Origin of the sequence: Flavobacterium melibiosi (assembly GCF_048158545.1) — a bacterium.
Lineage (GTDB): Bacteria > Bacteroidota > Bacteroidia > Flavobacteriales > Flavobacteriaceae > Flavobacterium > Flavobacterium melibiosi.
The window spans coordinates 442,336-458,708 of record NZ_JBLNKU010000001.1 but is presented as its reverse complement, the minus strand read 5'-3'; the positions used below and the strand labels follow the sequence as shown (position 1 = coordinate 458,708).

General features: G+C 32.2%; 18 protein-coding genes. 12 read left to right on the top strand and 6 right to left on the bottom strand.

The window, feature by feature from the left end; all coding sequences use genetic code 11:
* Positions 1-21 precede the first annotated feature (21 nt).
* The 3 genes from ACM55F_RS01900 (at position 22) to murI (ending at position 2,662) form a co-directional block, all read left to right on the top strand.
* Complete coding sequence (locus ACM55F_RS01900; protein WP_416852015.1) at positions 22-1,254, top strand: OmpH/Skp family outer membrane protein; 1,233 nt, start codon at positions 22-24, stop codon at positions 1,252-1,254.
* A gap of 20 nt (positions 1,255-1,274) precedes the next feature.
* Positions 1,275-1,775, top strand: coding sequence for an OmpH/Skp family outer membrane protein (locus ACM55F_RS01895; RefSeq protein WP_416852014.1), 501 nt, complete (start codon positions 1,275-1,277; stop codon positions 1,773-1,775).
* A 110-nt stretch (positions 1,776-1,885) separates the two neighbouring features.
* Positions 1,886-2,662: a glutamate racemase gene (gene murI / locus ACM55F_RS01890; protein WP_416852012.1), complete on the top strand. Its 777-nt coding sequence runs from the start codon at positions 1,886-1,888 to the stop codon at positions 2,660-2,662.
* A gap of 1 nt (position 2,663) precedes the next feature.
* Here the strand turns inward: murI and ACM55F_RS01885 are convergent, their stop codons facing one another.
* Both ACM55F_RS01885 and ACM55F_RS01880 read right to left on the bottom strand, forming a co-directional pair.
* Positions 2,664-3,899, bottom strand: coding sequence for an aromatic hydrocarbon degradation protein (locus ACM55F_RS01885; RefSeq protein ID WP_416852010.1), 1,236 nt, complete (start codon positions 3,897-3,899; stop codon positions 2,664-2,666).
* Positions 3,900-5,222, bottom strand: a complete 1,323-nt coding sequence (locus ACM55F_RS01880; RefSeq protein WP_416852008.1) for a DUF4270 family protein — start codon at positions 5,220-5,222, stop codon at positions 3,900-3,902.
* Between the two features lie 262 nt (positions 5,223-5,484).
* On the opposite strand from ACM55F_RS01880, the gene ACM55F_RS01875 reads away from it, so the two are divergent.
* The 5 genes from ACM55F_RS01875 (at position 5,485) to ACM55F_RS01855 (ending at position 9,529) form a co-directional block, all read left to right on the top strand.
* Entirely contained in the window at positions 5,485-6,300 is an 816-nt protein-coding gene (locus ACM55F_RS01875; RefSeq protein WP_416852007.1) for a hypothetical protein, read from the top strand.
* Between the two features lie 16 nt (positions 6,301-6,316).
* Positions 6,317-7,324, top strand: a complete 1,008-nt coding sequence (locus ACM55F_RS01870; protein ID WP_416852006.1) for a Kelch repeat-containing protein — start codon at positions 6,317-6,319, stop codon at positions 7,322-7,324.
* Positions 7,325-7,460: 136 nt separating this feature from the next.
* On the top strand, positions 7,461-7,673 hold the full coding sequence (locus tag ACM55F_RS01865) for a DUF4907 domain-containing protein (RefSeq protein ID WP_416852005.1): 213 nt from the start codon (positions 7,461-7,463) through the stop codon (positions 7,671-7,673).
* Positions 7,674-8,762, top strand: a complete 1,089-nt coding sequence (locus ACM55F_RS01860) for a sensor histidine kinase (protein WP_416852004.1) — start codon at positions 7,674-7,676, stop codon at positions 8,760-8,762.
* A gap of 53 nt (positions 8,763-8,815) precedes the next feature.
* A complete protein-coding gene (locus tag ACM55F_RS01855) occupies positions 8,816-9,529 on the top strand; it encodes a LytR/AlgR family response regulator transcription factor (protein ID WP_416852003.1) in 714 nt (237 codons plus the stop codon).
* Between the two features lie 13 nt (positions 9,530-9,542).
* On the opposite strand, the gene ACM55F_RS01850 is transcribed toward ACM55F_RS01855, so the two are convergent.
* Positions 9,543-10,058, bottom strand: coding sequence for a gamma carbonic anhydrase family protein (locus ACM55F_RS01850; protein ID WP_416852001.1), 516 nt, complete (start codon positions 10,056-10,058; stop codon positions 9,543-9,545).
* 12 nt (positions 10,059-10,070) lie between these two features.
* Positions 10,071-11,069, bottom strand: a complete 999-nt coding sequence (locus ACM55F_RS01845) for a PorP/SprF family type IX secretion system membrane protein (RefSeq protein WP_416852000.1) — start codon at positions 11,067-11,069, stop codon at positions 10,071-10,073.
* 153 nt (positions 11,070-11,222) lie between these two features.
* Here ACM55F_RS01845 and ACM55F_RS01840 point away from each other — a divergent pair, with 153 nt between their 5' ends.
* The 4 genes from ACM55F_RS01840 to ACM55F_RS01825 all read left to right on the top strand — a co-directional run bounded on the left by ACM55F_RS01840 (position 11,223) and on the right by ACM55F_RS01825 (position 14,300).
* Positions 11,223-12,122 carry a NifU family protein gene (locus ACM55F_RS01840; protein WP_416851998.1) on the top strand — a complete coding sequence of 300 codons (900 nt, stop codon included), beginning with the start codon at positions 11,223-11,225 and terminating at the stop codon, positions 12,120-12,122.
* A gap of 126 nt (positions 12,123-12,248) precedes the next feature.
* Positions 12,249-12,449 carry a dodecin family protein gene (locus tag ACM55F_RS01835; RefSeq protein ID WP_416851996.1) on the top strand — a complete coding sequence of 67 codons (201 nt, stop codon included), beginning with the start codon at positions 12,249-12,251 and terminating at the stop codon, positions 12,447-12,449.
* A gap of 345 nt (positions 12,450-12,794) precedes the next feature.
* Positions 12,795-13,391 carry a hypothetical protein gene (locus tag ACM55F_RS01830; RefSeq protein ID WP_416851994.1) on the top strand — a complete coding sequence of 199 codons (597 nt, stop codon included), beginning with the start codon at positions 12,795-12,797 and terminating at the stop codon, positions 13,389-13,391.
* An 81-nt stretch (positions 13,392-13,472) separates the two neighbouring features.
* Entirely contained in the window at positions 13,473-14,300 is an 828-nt protein-coding gene (locus ACM55F_RS01825) for a mechanosensitive ion channel family protein (RefSeq protein WP_416851992.1), read from the top strand.
* Positions 14,301-14,309: 9 nt separating this feature from the next.
* Here the strand turns inward: ACM55F_RS01825 and tsaB are convergent, their stop codons facing one another.
* Entirely contained in the window at positions 14,310-14,978 is a 669-nt protein-coding gene (gene tsaB, locus ACM55F_RS01820; RefSeq protein ID WP_416851991.1) for a tRNA (adenosine(37)-N6)-threonylcarbamoyltransferase complex dimerization subunit type 1 TsaB, read from the bottom strand.
* Positions 14,979-15,062: 84 nt separating this feature from the next.
* Complete coding sequence (locus ACM55F_RS01815; protein ID WP_416851989.1) at positions 15,063-16,367, bottom strand: efflux RND transporter periplasmic adaptor subunit; 1,305 nt, start codon at positions 16,365-16,367, stop codon at positions 15,063-15,065.
* Positions 16,368-16,373 lie beyond the last annotated feature (6 nt).

Here is a 16,373-nt window from a genome sequence, read left to right as displayed (position 1 = left end):
TTTTTCTAATACCTTGAAGTTATGAGAAAACAATTTTTATTTCTATTTTTAGCCCTGATAGCTGCAAATACAATTGTAGCTCAAACCAGAGGAACCAAAGTTGGTTATATCGACATGGAGTATATTCTTCAGAATGTACAAGATTATACGGAAGCCAAAAATCAATTAGAGCAAAAAGCTCAAAAATGGAAGCAAGAGGTCGAAGTTAAAAAAAACGAAATTGATAAGCTGAAAAATGCCTTAAAAGCGGAACAAGCTTTGTTGACAAAAGAACTTATTGATGAAAGAGAAACAGAAATTAAGTTCCTTGAAAATGAAAATTTGGATTACCAACAGAAACGATTCGGGGCTAATGGCGATTTGATTCAACAAAAATCAGTACTGGCAAAGCCGATACAAGATCAGGTTTTTACCGCTATACAAGATATTGCAGAAGCAAAAAAATATGATTTCATTTTTGATAAATCATCTGATTTGACAATGCTTTTTGCAGCAAAAAGATTTGACATTAGCGATCAGGTTTTACGTGTATTGAATCGAACTGAAAAGAGAGAACAATTAAGTAAAAAACAACTTAAAGAAGAGGAAGCAAAAGAAAATAAAGAGGACGCATTGGATGAAAATCCGGTTTTGGCTGACAGACAAAAAATATTGGATGAGAAAAAAGCAGCTAGGGATAAAATTATAGCTGACCGGAAATTACTTCAAGAAGAAAAGAAAAAAGAATTTGAAGAAAGAAGACAACAACTTCTATCTGAGAGAGAAGCGAAAAAGACTGGAATTGTAACCGATAGTAAAAAAACGACAACAACTGATAAAGCCCAAGAAATTGAAGCTTCTAAAATAACTGCTGCCGAAGCAAAACAAAAACAAGCGGAACTTAGAGCAAAAACACTGGAAGATCGTAAGAAACTGATTGAAGATCGCAAAAAAGTAGCTGAAGAAAAAAGAAAACAAATACTCGAGGAAAGAGAAGCCAAAAAAAATGGCACGATTTCTGCCTCTGCTAAAACAGGAGATTTAAAAATTAAAACGACAGTCAATGATTCGACTGGAGTACCTTCAACAACAGCAGTAGAAGATACTAAACTAAAACAAGAGGAGCTAAAAACAAAAATTTTAGAAGATCGTAAAAAAGTACTTGAAGACCGTAAAAAAGCTTTAGAAGAAAAAAGAAAAAAAATACTGGAAGAAAGAGAAGCTACTAAAAAAGCGGCAGCTGAAAAATTAAAAGAAAATACAAACAAAAATTAATACTAAATATTTTAAAAACGATGAAACAAATCAAAACTTTACTAATTGCTGGAATACTTTTCTTTGGTGTAAACCAAACTATTAATGCACAAGCAAAAACAGCTCATGTTGATGTAAGTGAAATCATGTCAAAAATGCCAGCAATGTTAGACGCTCAAAAACAATTGGAGAAATTGAGTGGGACTTATGATGCTGATTACAAAAAAATGGTTGAAGAATACCAAGCAAAATTAAAAAAATACGAAGCAGAATCTGCAACAGTAACTGAAGCTGTAAATGGAGAACGTTCTAAAGAAGTTCAAGATATGCAAAAAAGAATTGTTGATTTTAGAGACAATGCTCAAAAAGAATTACAACAAAAAGAATCTGACATTGTAAAACCTTTAATGGAAAAAGTAAGAACTTCTATCCAAAAAGTTGGTAAAGCAAAAGGGTTTCAATATGTGTTAGATGGTTCTACACTTTTACTTGCTGATGGTCCAAACCTGACTGCTGATGTAAAAAAAGATTTAGGTTTCTAAAAAACCGCTCTAATAGTTTAAAAACTGCTCACCCAAAATATGGGATGAGCAGTTTTTTTTGTTAAAATAAATTTTAGGATATTTAAATGGTAGCACTTAACTTTGTTTCTATGGATAACAATCAACCAATAGGAATTTTTGACTCGGGAATTGGAGGCACTTCGATTTGGAAAGCAATCCATCAATTACTGCCTAATGAAAAAACCATATATCTGGCAGATAGTAAAAATGCCCCTTATGGACAAAAATCGAAAGAAGATATTGTTGCTTTAAGCATTAAAAATACTGATTTTCTGCTAAAAATGAACTGTAAGTTGATTGTAGTAGCTTGTAATACCGCGACTACAAATGCCATTCGAGAATTACGAGAAAAATATGATGTCCCTTTCATAGGTATTGAACCAGCCATAAAACCTGCCGCGACTCATTCTAAGACGCAAATCATAGGAATACTTGCTACACAAGGCACATTAAACAGTGAGCTTTTTAATAAGACTACTGAAATGTATCAAGACACCAAAATAATTGAGCAAGTAGGTCATGGATTAGTACAACTGATTGAAAATGGCGACATCAATTCGCCGGAAATGACAAAACTACTTCACTCCTATCTCACTCCTATGATTGAAGCTAACATTGATTATTTAGTATTAGGTTGCAGCCACTATCCTTATCTGATTCCTCAAATCAAAAAAATTCTTCCGGAGCACATTCAAATTATAGATTCCGGTGAAGCTGTCGCTAAACAAACTCAAAAAATATTAAGAGAAAAAATAGGTTTTTCATCAGCCGAAAAAAGCGAGCCGATTTTCTATACCAATAGCAATTCAAAAGTCTTAACTACGATTTTAGAAAATAAATATACTGTTGAAGAAATTGACTTTTAAACTACTCAAATTTTCTTTTAACAAACCAAATACCATCTAAACATAAATTAAGTGACAATTTATGGTAATTTTCTTTGATAAGGCCATCACTGATTCTCCCTTTTTGCCCATAGGAATAAGTAATATTCAACGCTGAAAAAGTGTTTTCGATAGGAAGTGAAACCCCCAGCGAAAATGACATAGAATTAATTCTTTTATTATCAACCTCCAGATAACCTGTATCATAATTCAATCCCGTTGAATATTGAATCCTATCCGAATAATTTCTTATATTTTTTGACTTACTATAAGAAAATCCCAGTGCAAATTTATCCTGGCTTACAAAATTGCCATACAAATCAGATTGATTTGTATTGTTCCACAACCCTTTACCATAGTCAAGTCTCAGATTTAAGTTGTTTTTAAAAACTTTACTTAAACCCAATCCTATTTCCAATGGCATATAATAATCATCGGTATCCGATTCCAGTTCTGACTCAATAGTCGTAAATCCTGAATTATTGGCAGAAGCTACGGATTGCACTTTGGTGGCATTTATTCTTGTTGGCGATTTTAAATTCATTCCCAAAGTAAACGTAGAATCGACTTTGAACTGACCTCCTAGAGATGCCCTGACTCCATTGTAATTAGTTTTTTTATAAATACTGGTTACAGAATTAGAAATAGTATAATCTCTTTCATCTGTAGTATTTCCAAAAAGAAAAGAGGTAGAAATTCCCAATGCTAGTTTTTTACCAATTCTATACCCATAGGAAATATCAAAATCATTTAATCCACCAGTTCCCGTAGCGTTCAAAGTGTAGTTTTCCTGACTATCCTGAATTGGTAATGATAAATTAGAGATTTTGAATGTGGAACTCGAATAAGGTTTTAGCGCTACACTAAAAGCTGATTTTTGTGTCACCGGAAAAGCAAAAGCAATATGTGAAAACTGAACGTTATTCCGATTTTCTTTTTTTGAATTATTTTTATAACTCGTTAAAATAGATTTACCTCCTACATCAAACAGAAAATGATTTTGATACATAAATCCCAAAGATGCAGGATTGAGATTATTGATAAATCGGTTCGAAGGTAAAGCAATTCCTGAAGATCCTATAGATGGAATCGAACCAAAATCTGAATTATACAAGCTTCCTAAACCGTAAAGTGAATATGGGGAACTGGAAATACTTTGTGAAAACGAAACTGTTGTTATAAAAAGAAACAAACCTACGAATGGTATTTTATTTTTCATTTAATAAGAAATATAATAAATTTTCAATTGAATTTTATTGTTGGCATTTTTCTGATCCCCTAAAACCAATCTGTCAACCGCTTTTGAAATACTGGGCAATGTGAGAATTAATGAAGATTTAGAATCCGATTCCTTTAGCATTTCAGCTTGTAAAAAAGCACCAATCGAAATTTTATACCCAATATTCTCATTAAATTCATCACTTGTAGCATTCAACACTGCATAAATTGGCTTCCCAGCTATAGTATTAAGTGTTCCTTTAATTCTATTTAATTTATCTCCAACAAAAACCCGTAATGAATCCACCAAAGGATATGCAGCCGAATAGGTATTATTTACTGGTTTTACGATTAATTCTGCATCTACAATTGCACCTTTCTCAGAGAGATATTTCAATTGTTTTATGTTAGGAAAATCTATTCGACATGCAATTCCTGTCCCTGATTGAATAAAGGCCCTATTACCTGTTTGCAAACTGGACAACTTACTGGATGAAATAGGCAAATCCTGAATTTGTGTTCCGGTTCTATCCAAAGTGATGTTATTAAATTGCTTTGAGACATCCAGAATAGAGAAGTCTTTGATGAATGAGGTCTCTGAATCGCCTTGGTATTTTGAATAATACAACCGAAGTGCGCTAGACATATTGAATCCTATAATACTGGAAGAATTAGCAGATGCTGACTTGATAACAAATCCTTTGAGATATTCTGTAAACTCATCAAAATTTGATATTTCCAGTTTTTTCAATTTTATAAAAAGGGCATTTCCAAATTCGTTATTCAATTTAACAACTACTGAATCTTTGCTATTTGGTTTTGGTTTAAATGAAATACTACCCAGACTTTCAGTATCATAACTTAAGTTGGAATTATTATAAAAGCTGTCATCATCTACGTTCGGCTTAACCTTTTGTGTCAATTTATGAATACTCAGAGATTGCACTTTTGTTGTATCACCGTAGAAATACGTATCTTCTTTTAAAACCATTTTAATGGAATCGAATACATAATTTGGAGCATCAGTATCAGAACTTTCATTATACAGATTGTAAGTTGTGGCTGAGAGTTGAAAATAACTTTCTGATTTTACTTTTCCTAGAATAGGGTCGTCATAATTTCCAACCAAAATCCTACTTTGACCGGATGTCACTAACGAATCAAAATTAATTGTAGTAACATCAACGGTTAAAGTATCAATCAAAATTACTTTATTATTAAGCGATAGATAATCTGAACCAACAACAAATTCTCCTTCATCAACGTCAGAGTTACACGAGGTTATTATAAGTCCAAAAAACAGCAACAACAATACCTTATACATAAATGTTTTTTGAACAAATATATAAGAGACCACTTTATGCCGCATAATAACATATACCGTTCGAAGCTTTCTATCTATAAAAAGCCAATTCTAATCTACAATTGAGATACAGGTTCTAATTATTCATTCGACCTTACAAATGCCTTGTTTGTCTATGAAATTGGGCGGTATATATATCTTCTTTTTTTTAATTGGATAACGTAGCTACTTTTGAATCAATAAAAAAATAATGAGAATAAAGACTTTAGCAAATCTGTTATTTATGATTCCAATTCTTAATGCATCGGCCCAAAGCGGATATTCCTTAGAGTTGAATATAAAAACACAACCAACGGAGAAAATCACAATAAATGAAACTGGAATCGGGGTGACCTTTTTTGGGAATATTAATTCGAAAAACAAAATAACAAACACCATCAAGTACAAAAATACCGGAATCAATTATTCATTAGAAGATTATGACTTACAAAATAATCTTAATCAGTTTACTGGTTTCGAAAATGATTTTGAATTCTCTCATCAACTTACTGGAAAAACAAAACTGAATTTAGAAATTAATCCAACGGTTAATTTCGAGAGTAATCTCGGAATTTCTGATATATCGCTTTTAGGTGGATTAGAAATGCATCATTCTTTTAATAGATCAAACACAATCAGCATTGGTGTAAAAAGGATGACACTTTTTGGCAAACCGGAAATACTGCCAACATTTTCTTTTTATCATCAAATAAACCGTAACGCATTTGTTGAAGCTGGCTTTCCAAACTCAACTATTTCTTATTCAAATAGCGCTCGAAATAGTTTCAGTTTTACAAATAGTTTCAATGGAAATTTTTACAATCTAGATTCCCCGAAAATTATTAATAACCTGGATGCAGCTACAAAAGTGAGTTTTTCTCAAATGACTTCGGCATTAGAATATGAAAGAAACATGGATTCAAACTGGTTTGTGAGTTTAAAAGGAGGCTATGAATTTAATAAAAAATACAATCTGACAAACAATAGTGGAGATTCAAAATTTGACTTTAAGAGCACTAACGGCTATATTTTTAACCTTGGAATAAAATACAAACATTAATAAATACACCTAAATTATGAATAGTTTTAAAAAAGGAATATTGTTCACTACACTCTTTGCAAGTTTGGTATTTACAGGCTGCAGTAATGATGATGATTCCGAAGATTTAATTGGAAACTGGATCAAAAAATCCTCCTTTGACGGACCTGCGAGATCAAGTGCTACGAGTTTTGTAATTGGCACTTACGCCTTTGTAACTACTGGATACACAGGAGATGAATATCTAAAAGATCTTTGGGCTTATAATTCTACAGGCGATTATTGGGAACAAAAAGCTGATTTTATTGGAACGGCAAGAAGTTCTGCTTCTGGATTTGAATTAAACGAAAAAGGCTATGTAGGTCTGGGTTATGATGGGACTAATAAATTAAAAGATTTCTATCAATACGATCCTACCAGCAATACTTGGACGCAAAAAGCTGATTTTGCAGGAACAGCGCGCTATTCAGCAGTAGGATTTCAAGTGGGCGGTAAAGCGTATTTTGGAACTGGTTATGACGGAAATTATCTGAAAGATTTTTATCAATACGACCCAACTACAGATTCTTGGTCATTGGCAAACGGATTTAGTGGAAACAAGAGAAGAAATGCAACTGTTTTTATAATTGATGATAAAGCCTATTTTGGAACAGGAGTAAATAGCGGAGTTTACCAAGCTGATTTTTGGATGTTTGATCCGGCAACCGATGTATGGACCAGAAAACGCGACATTGATCAAGACACCGAAGACGATTATGATTACAATGATGACTATGTGATTGTACGTTCTAATGCGTCTGGTTTTTCCATGAATGGATTAGGATATATCGCTTGCGGTGAAAGTTCAAAATCGATTTGGGAATACAATCCAGCAACTGATATTTGGTTAGAAAGAACGCCACTTGAAGGATCAGCAAGAACAGATGCAACAGGTTTTTCTATTAATCAACGAGGATTTATAATGCTGGGAAGAACCGGAACATCTTATTTTGATGATTCATGGGAATTTAAACCTTTAGAAGAGCAGAATGATGATGACAATTAATTTAACAAATAAATTCTTCTGGACAACAATCCAGAAGAATTTATCTTTAGTAATTACAAAAAATAATGCGCTCTTAGTATTGGGTTTATTCCTATTTATTTCTTGTAACAAAAATGAAAATTTAAACGTAAAATCTTTGAAAACACCTACGGGCTGGGGTTATTTTATAACTAACAATGAAAAAATTATAATAAAACAAACTGTAATTCCCGTTATTAGCGAAAATAAAAGCTTCAAAACCAAAGAAGAAGCGATGAAAGTTGGAAACTTGGTATTACAAAAATTGAAAGACAATTTATCGCCTACGGTAACAAAAAAAGATTTATTTTTATTAGCTGTAAAAATCTAGATGAACATAGAAGGAATTAAAAACAACAATTTAAACCAAATACTTTTTCATAGTATGATTTGGTGTTTCTTTATTGTTACCTCATTAATTCAGTTTTACGAAAGTCCTTTTCACATTAATACTGATTTCTATGTCCAGTGGATTACAGGGATCCTATTATTCTATCTGAATTATTTATACCTGGTTCCTTTATTGCTTTTGCAAAAAAAATATTGGCAATATTTTACTATTGTAATTTCTATAATAGTCCTTTTTATGATTGTTCGGTATATTTTTTTCATGCCCGAATTTCAAAATATGAGACCTCTCAGAACGATTAATTCATCTGGAAAAGAGATTTTAATAAACCCCAATTTGAAAAGAAAGCAACCGTTTTTTTTAAAGGCTGCTCCATCTTTTTTCTATATATTAATCATTACAATTGGCACAATTATTAAAACTTTGTCTGAATTATATAACAATCAGCAAAATAAATTAATTGCCGAAACACATCGGGCTTCAACTGAATTAAACTATCTAAGGAAACAGACTAATCCTCATTTTTTATTTAATTCCTTAAATAGCATTTATTCATTAGCCTATAAAAAATCCGATTTAGTTCCGGATGCAATTGTAACTTTGTCAGAAATGATGCGATATATGTTGTATGAAACCGATAATAAAACCGTGTTTCTGGAAAAAGAAATCAACTACATTAAAAACTATCTTGAGTTACAAAAACTGCGATTGAATAATATTGAAAATATCACAATTAATATTCATGGCGAGACAAAAAACAAATACATAGAGCCATTGCTTTTGATTTCATTTATTGAAAATGCCTTCAAATATGGCACTGATTATAAAGGAGCTGCTTTTGTAAAAATAAAAATAACAATTGAAGATAATATTTTAGATTTTTGGGTAGAAAACAAAATTGAAAATCACAGAAAAAATCCGGAAAATTCAGGAATAGGGATGACCAATATTGAAAATCGCCTGAATCTCCTTTATCCTAATGCACACCAACTCACTATTATTGAAACCGATAGTAATTACAGCGTTCATTTAAATTTAAAACTAGACCAAATTCAAACTTCTTTCAATTAGGAATTTTGATATTGATTTTAGTTATTCCAAATTCTAAATAAAAAACAAAAAAAATGAAATGTGTAATCATAGATGACGAACCTTTAGCGGTTGATTTAATTAAAGAATTTGTTAGCAAAGTAGATTCTCTTGAGCTGGTGAACACATTCACGAATGCCATTGATGCCATTTCGATAATCAACCAGTCCAATGTTGATTTGATTTTTTTGGATATAGAAATGCCTCATTTTTCGGGAATTGATTTTATTAATGCCATAGAGAAAAAACCGCTAATCATATTTACAACCGCTTATTCTAATTACGCTGTTGAAGGATTTAATCTTGGCGCGGTCGATTATTTGGTAAAACCCATTCCGTTTCATCGGTTTTTAAAATCCGTTTTACGGGCACAACAAATTTTCAATCCACAAAATCTACCAGTAAGTACCAATTTAATTTCCACACCTGAAATTGAACAGGATTTTATGTTTGTAAGGGCTGAATATGAAAATGTAAAATTGAACTTTTCAGATATTTTATTTATCGAAGGATTGAAAGATTATGTCAAAATATACACCACTGACAACAAGTATACACTAACATTAATCAGTCTTATAAAGCTGGAGAATTTACTTTCATCCAAAGGTTTTGCAAGAATTCACAGGTCCTATATCATCAATATAAAACACGTAAAATCAATCCAGAAAAACAAGGTTATAATTGCCGAAAAAAGACTCCCGATTAGCGAAAGCTACAAGAACTCATTCTTTGAAAAGATCAATTTATAAGTGCATTAAAATCCTATTCCTCTTTAAACCAACTAGAATACATTACATAATTATTCGAAATTCGCTCAATTTCACCTGCAAAGTCAGATTGATCAATATCTTTTACCTTTTTGGCAGGAACACCAGCCCAAATCGAACCTGAAGCAACGATTGTGTTTTGAGTAACAACAGCTCCAGCAGCAACAATAGAATTGCTTTCGATGACACAATTATCCATCACAATAGCTCCCATTCCTATCAATACATTGTCATGAATCGTGCAACCATGTACAATCGCATTATGACCAATGGAAACATTATTCCCTATAATTGTTGGATGTTTTTTATACGTACAATGAATTACCGCACCATCCTGAATGTTTACTTTATTACCTATTTTGATGAAGTTCACATCACCCCTAATTACGGCATTAAACCAAACACTACAAGAAGAACCAAAGGCAACATCACCTACAATAGTAGCATTCTCGGCTACATAACAATCTTCAGGTATTGAAGGTGTTTTTCCGTTAACAGATTTAATCAACATGGGTAAAGTAAATTAATTAATTGCTGGACAGTAACATTCATATTTTTCAGCCTTACAAAACAAATTGATCCCCAAAGTAATTTGATGGAATCCTCCATTATCAAATTTTACGGGACCCGATACATTTGAATACGTATAAGCAAACATGAAATTATTGAAATTGACTCCAACTATAGGAGTTATATATTGAAGCTTTTGTTTAGAAATTCCAGCTCCATCGGTGTATTCAGCTCCATCTAAACTTCTACGATAGGATAAACCTCCCCAAAGCTTTCCGAAATCCATACTTTTATATGCTTTAATATTAAAATCAATTGATTTTTCTTTAGTCTTGTCTACAAGTTGAAATAAAACCGATGGTTCCCATACTATTTTATCCGTATTTCCGAAAACATAACCGGCACTCAATAAATATTTTCTTAAATTATCACTTTCATATTCAGTGTAAATATCTCTTCTGGTTTCCATGGCATTTTTAACCGTTCCATGAACATAAAAATCTAAATAATTATAGGACGCTCCAATATCAAAATTGAAATAAGAATCTTTCTGCACAATAGTTCCATCAACAATAGGATCAAAATCACCGGACTGTAAAAACTCCGTTTCGTCTAATTGGCTTTGAATCAATCCAGCACTAATACCAAAAGACAATTGATTCAAATCAATTTCATCTCTGGAAAACATAAGATGATAGGCATAGGTAACTTTTATCCCTTTCTGAGAATGATACCCATTTTTATCATTAAAAAGAATAATCCCCGCTCCTGCTTTTTCACCCACTCTTCCATTAAAACTTAATGTTTGAAGTTCAGGCGCATCGTCTTGACTAAACCATTGTTTCCGCCCAGTAAGTCTAATTTTTGCACAATTTGCAGCGCCAGCCATTGAAGGATGAATTAAATAATAATTATCAGACAGGTAATCAGAATAAACTGCAACACCTTCTTGTGAAAAAGAATATTGGTATACAAAAAACAGGACCGCAAAAAATTTAATTTTGTTATACATAGAAATACTATTATATAAAGAAGATTGCTAAATCAATGAATTGCCCAAATACTTAGTTAATAACTAAATTTTTGTTAATTTATTTTATTAATATTCAAATATAGCTATTCGTGGAAAATAACTTTACTAAATTTGTAAAAATTTACAAAGATTATGATAAAACTTACGATAAAAGAAACACAAAACCCTACTATATTAAAATTTGAATTTCAAGATTTTATTACTCAAAATGAGAGTTTTGAGTTCAAAAACATAGATGAGGCAAAATCTTCTCCCCTCGCACAAAAATTGTTTTACTTGCCATTTGTAAAAACAATTTATATCTCGGGAAACTTCATTGCTATCGAAAAATATAGTATTGTGGAATGGGAAGATGTAAAAGATGCAGTGGCAGAACAAATAGAAAAATTTGTAAACGATGGAGGAACAATCATAACCATAGATGAAAACAAAACTAAAAAACAGCCCATTACGGTTTATGGAGAAACAACTCCAAATCCAGCTGCTTTGAAATTTGTGGTTAGCAAAATGTTGACTAAAAACGCTATTGAATTCAAAAATATTGATCAAACTGGCGCTTCACCATTGGCAAAAGAACTCTTCAAATTTCCTTACGTAAAAGAAATTTTCATTGATGAAAACTACATCTCTGTAACCAAATATGAAATCAATGACTGGCAGGAAATAACCTTAGAAATAAGAAGTTTCATCAAGCAATATATCGAAAACGGAGGAACCGTCTTAGATGAAAATTTTATTGAAACTGTAACAGCTGAAGAAACTATTAAAGCAAAAGAATTTGATAATCTTGATGTTACTTCCCAACAAATCATAAACATATTAGAGGAATATGTAAAACCGGCTGTACAAGCTGATGGGGGTAATATTGCATTCGATTCTTACAATGAAAATGACAAAACCGTAAAAGTAATTTTACAAGGTGCTTGTAGCGGTTGCCCGTCCTCAACATTCACTTTAAAAAGCGGTATCGAAAACATGCTGAAAAGTATGTTGAATGACGAAAACATCAAAGTAGAAGCGGTAAACGCATAAATTCGACACTGACATCGAAAACATAACTATTTGAAAACGTTTTGTTTACATTAAAATATATCTTTTTTTAAATTGAAATTTTAAATAAAATAGGTATATTTATAATTCACTTAACAAATAGAAATTATGTCAGTATTAAAAGTAATTGAAGTACTTTCCAACTCAGATATCAGTTGGGAAGATGCAGCTCGAAAGGGAGTTGCTAAGGCGGCTAAATCTGTAAAACATATACGATCTGTATACGTTAAAGACCATAGTGCATCCGTAAGTGGAGGAGAAATTACAGAATATAGAGTGACCCTAAAATTAACTTTCGAACTCGAATAGATTAATTTAAACAAATTAATTTAAGCGTTTCTTCTGAGACGCTTTTTTTATTTTTAGGAGCTATTTCAAGCTATACGTTACAATCTTTTAACTCGCCAAAAAAGGCGAGTCAAAAAGGATTTTCACTGCTTTATATACCCGATATTGTCTTTACTTGAACCCCGAAAACATACACTCTTCCATTTTTAGCTTCACGATATAAAAATGACGAAACGTTATTTCATGCTTGTCTAAACCAAATATATTTATCGCCAAACACTGATTTTCAGCAAATTATTAATGATTTAATACAGGGATCCTAGAAAAAATTGCTTAATATTGTAAGACTAATCAAATATAAATAACATGGGACTATCTTCATTTTTTAAAAATTTGTTTGGCTCAGCCAAAGAAACAACCAGCGAATTAGCCGACAAAACGGAAACAACTTTTGAAAAAGCAAAAGAAACTGCAGCACCTTATATCGAAAAAGCGGAAACATTTGCAGAAGAAACATTTGAGAAAGTAAAAGAAACTACAGCGCCATATCTAGAAAAAGCAGAAATTTTTGCGGAAGAAACATTTGAAAAAGTAAAAGAAACAGCAGCGCCAATCATAGCAAAAGTAGAGGATTTTACCGGTCAAGCTAAGGAAACAGCAGGTGATGTTTTAGGAAAAGTGGTGGAAACTGTAAAAGAAAAAACTGGCGTAACAGCAGATAAAGTTGAAGAAATAGCAACTGAAACCAAAGCTGTAACTTCGGATACTATAGAAACGATAAAAGAAAAGGCTGATGTAACTGCAGACAAAGTTGAAGATATAGCACGTGAAACCAAAGCAGTAGCTTCGGAAGCGGCCGAAACTATCGCTGAGAAAACAAATGAATTGGCAAAAGATGTCGATTCAGAAGCTACTGAAATTGCCAAAAAAAACATAAATAGAATAGAAGAAGACGCGGATTAATTGATATAAAAATAATTTATTTATATTTTTGCACTTCAAAATTAACCTTCTCTTTTGAGAGGGTTTTTTATTACTAAAAAAATGAACTTAGACCCGAATCAACTTACAAATTACGCAAGTACCTTTCTAAAAGCGCTAATTGATTACTCTCCAAAATTAATTTCTGCATTTCTTATTCTATTTGGTGGACTTTACATCATTCGACTTACCAATAGATTCATTAGAAAAATAATGATAAAAAGGGATTTAGACCCAACACTAACTAAATTTCTTGCTGATATATTGCTTTGGGTTTTAAGAATATTATTATTCGTATCCTTCATCTCAAAACTAGGAATAGAAACTTCTTCTTTTGTAGCCATACTCGGTGCAATGGGACTTGCAGTAGGTTTATCCCTTCAAGGTTCTTTATCTAATTTTGCAGGAGGAATGCTGATTATAATGTTCAAACCATTTAAAGTTGGCCATACAATTGAGGCGCAAGGCGTTATTGGAACAGTAAGTGAAATACAAATATTTGTAACCAAATTAATTACGGCTAACAATCAAACTATTTTTGTTCCAAATGGATCTCTATCGAATGGAACTATTACCAATTACTCCTTACAAGGATTTAGAAGAGCTGATTTGACGATTGCTATTTCCTATGACACTGATATTAAAAAAGCAAAAGATATCATTACTACTGTTTTAAACAACAATCCAAAAATACTTAAAACTCCTATTGCCGAAGTTTCGGTAAAGAATCTGACGGATAATGCCATCCAACTTGCGATTAGACCATGGGCAAATAATGAAGATTTTGGTATTGTTTTCTCTGAAACTTTAGAAAGCTGTAAGTTGGCATTTGATACGGCCGGAATTGTCATCCAACCTTATGTAAGAGAATCATCCAAGGCTAATTCTTAATTAAATATCTTATTTCTTTGAGGTTGTAATCATAAAATCTTTCAGATAATAAGGTTCAAAATAAGCGACATCTACCGTGTCGTTTAGTCTGAATTTTTCAAAACTTAACAAACTCATTTCCTTTGCCGAAGGAAATTTTATTTCGTCTAAAAAAACGAAATTTTCTTTAGTCAGAACTGTTTTACACTTCTCTGCACAATCTCCCACAAAATAAAGTGTTTCCTGAAAATCTTCAAATGAATTTTCAGTAATAATTTCGGCCAAAGTTGCTCTCTTATTTTCAAAATCCGGAGTAAAAATGGCACTATACACTTCCATTCTCCTGGCATCAAGCATCGGAATGATTAATCCACTTGAAACAGTTACCTGAGAAGCCAACGTTTTCAATGTGTCAATTGCAATTAAAGGTATGCCTAGAGCATAACACAGTCCTTTAGCGGCAGAAACTCCAATTCGTAATCCAGTATAAGACCCAGGGCCTTGACTCACCGCGACAGCGACTAAATCTTTGAAAGTAATTCCTACTTCTTGTATAATTTCTTCAATAAAAACATGTAAACGTTCGGCGTGAGAATACCCTTCTTCTGCAATTTCTTTGCACAGAATTGTTTTTCCTTCTTTTGCAAGAGCAACAGAACAGTTTTTGGTGGCGGTTTCAATGTTTAGAATATATTCCAATTGTATATTTTGTTTTTTACATGAAAATCACAATCATAAAATAAAATTTATAATTGTGATTTTCAAATATATGTACTTTATGTATTATTTCTTGCTTTCTTCTTTATCTTTTTCTGTTTTTAATGTTACTTTATCTCCAGAATTAAGCTCTTTAGAAACTGTAGTGTAAGGTCCTGTAATAACCACATCTCCCTTTTTTAGTCCAGTCAAAACTTCAATATTAGTATCATCCTGAATTCCAGTTTTAATGATTCTTATTTTAGCTTTATCACCCACTTTTACAAAAACACATTCAAATTTTTTATCACTTTTAGGTGCTGCTTTTTTTTCATCAGATTGAGGGTCCTCAATTTTTATTTCCTTAACCGCAGCGGTATCTGATTTTACTACAACTGAACTTATTGGCACAGACAAAACATTCTTTTTTGTTTTGGTAATAATATCAACTGTTGCTGTCATTCCCGGTCTAAAAGGAGAATAAGAAGCTGGCTTTCCTTCTAATAAATCCTGATAGGATTCTTTAAGTATTCTTACTTTTACTTTAAAATTTGTCACTTGATCAGCCGTCAAAGCAGAACTCGCCGAATTAGAAATACTCGTAACAATCCCTTGAAACTGTTTTTTTAAATAAGCATCAACTTCAACTTTTGCTTCATCACCCACTTTTATTTTTACAATATCATTTTCATTTACATCAACTTCAACTTCCATATTATTTAGGTTGGCAACTCTCAATATTTCGGTTCCAGCCATTTGTTGTGTTCCCAGTACACGCTCTCCAAGTTCCACATTAAGTACTGAAATTGTTCCGTCAGCAGGCGCATAGATAGTTGTTCTTCCGAGATTATCTTTAGCTTCATTTACAGTCGCCGAAGCACTTTGCACATTAAAGTAAGCGGTTTGTTTGGCTGCTTTTGCCACCTCAAAAGAGGCAATCGCCTTATCCCAATCGGATCTGGAAATAATTCCTTTTTCAAATAAGGTTTTATTTCTGTCGTAACTTGACTTAGCTTCTTTGAATGAAGCATCTGCCTGACTCAAACCTGCTTTTGTTCCTGATAAATTAGAAACGGAACGATTGTATCCTGAAGTATATAAATCAGGGTTTATTTTAACCAACAAATCCCCTTTCTTAACCACTTGCCCTTCTTTTACGTTCAAAGATATAATCTCACCCGATACTTCTGATGATATTTTCACTTCAATCTCAGGTTGAATTTTTCCTGTAGCTGAAACGGTTTCAACAATTGTAATAGCATCAACTTGGGCTATTTCTACTTCTTTTCCTTTATCTTTATTCCCTATAATTCCTTTTTTTGAAAGCACTATCAATAAAGCAATAATTACTACTGCACTACCTAATAAGATATAAATTGTTTTTTTTGACATGGTAAA

Coding starts and splice junctions, on each gene's coding strand:
- ACM55F_RS01815 (WP_416851989.1), bottom strand. CDS start 16,367: ATGTCAAAAAAAACAATTTATATCTTATTAGGTAGTGCAGTAGTAATT.
- ACM55F_RS01860 (WP_416852004.1), top strand. CDS start 7,674: ATGAACATAGAAGGAATTAAAAACAACAATTTAAACCAAATACTTTTT.
- ACM55F_RS01875 (WP_416852007.1), top strand. CDS start 5,485: ATGATTCCAATTCTTAATGCATCGGCCCAAAGCGGATATTCCTTAGAG.
- ACM55F_RS01825 (WP_416851992.1), top strand. CDS start 13,473: ATGAACTTAGACCCGAATCAACTTACAAATTACGCAAGTACCTTTCTA.
- ACM55F_RS01845 (WP_416852000.1), bottom strand. CDS start 11,069: ATGTATAACAAAATTAAATTTTTTGCGGTCCTGTTTTTTGTATACCAA.
- ACM55F_RS01870 (WP_416852006.1), top strand. CDS start 6,317: ATGAATAGTTTTAAAAAAGGAATATTGTTCACTACACTCTTTGCAAGT.
- ACM55F_RS01885 (WP_416852010.1), bottom strand. CDS start 3,899: ATGAAAAATAAAATACCATTCGTAGGTTTGTTTCTTTTTATAACAACA.
- ACM55F_RS01900 (WP_416852015.1), top strand. CDS start 22: ATGAGAAAACAATTTTTATTTCTATTTTTAGCCCTGATAGCTGCAAAT.
- ACM55F_RS01895 (WP_416852014.1), top strand. CDS start 1,275: ATGAAACAAATCAAAACTTTACTAATTGCTGGAATACTTTTCTTTGGT.
- ACM55F_RS01840 (WP_416851998.1), top strand. CDS start 11,223: ATGATAAAACTTACGATAAAAGAAACACAAAACCCTACTATATTAAAA.
- murI (WP_416852012.1), top strand. CDS start 1,886: ATGGATAACAATCAACCAATAGGAATTTTTGACTCGGGAATTGGAGGC.
- ACM55F_RS01855 (WP_416852003.1), top strand. CDS start 8,816: ATGAAATGTGTAATCATAGATGACGAACCTTTAGCGGTTGATTTAATT.
- ACM55F_RS01835 (WP_416851996.1), top strand. CDS start 12,249: ATGTCAGTATTAAAAGTAATTGAAGTACTTTCCAACTCAGATATCAGT.
- ACM55F_RS01850 (WP_416852001.1), bottom strand. CDS start 10,058: ATGTTGATTAAATCTGTTAACGGAAAAACACCTTCAATACCTGAAGAT.
- ACM55F_RS01880 (WP_416852008.1), bottom strand. CDS start 5,222: ATGTATAAGGTATTGTTGTTGCTGTTTTTTGGACTTATAATAACCTCG.
- ACM55F_RS01830 (WP_416851994.1), top strand. CDS start 12,795: ATGGGACTATCTTCATTTTTTAAAAATTTGTTTGGCTCAGCCAAAGAA.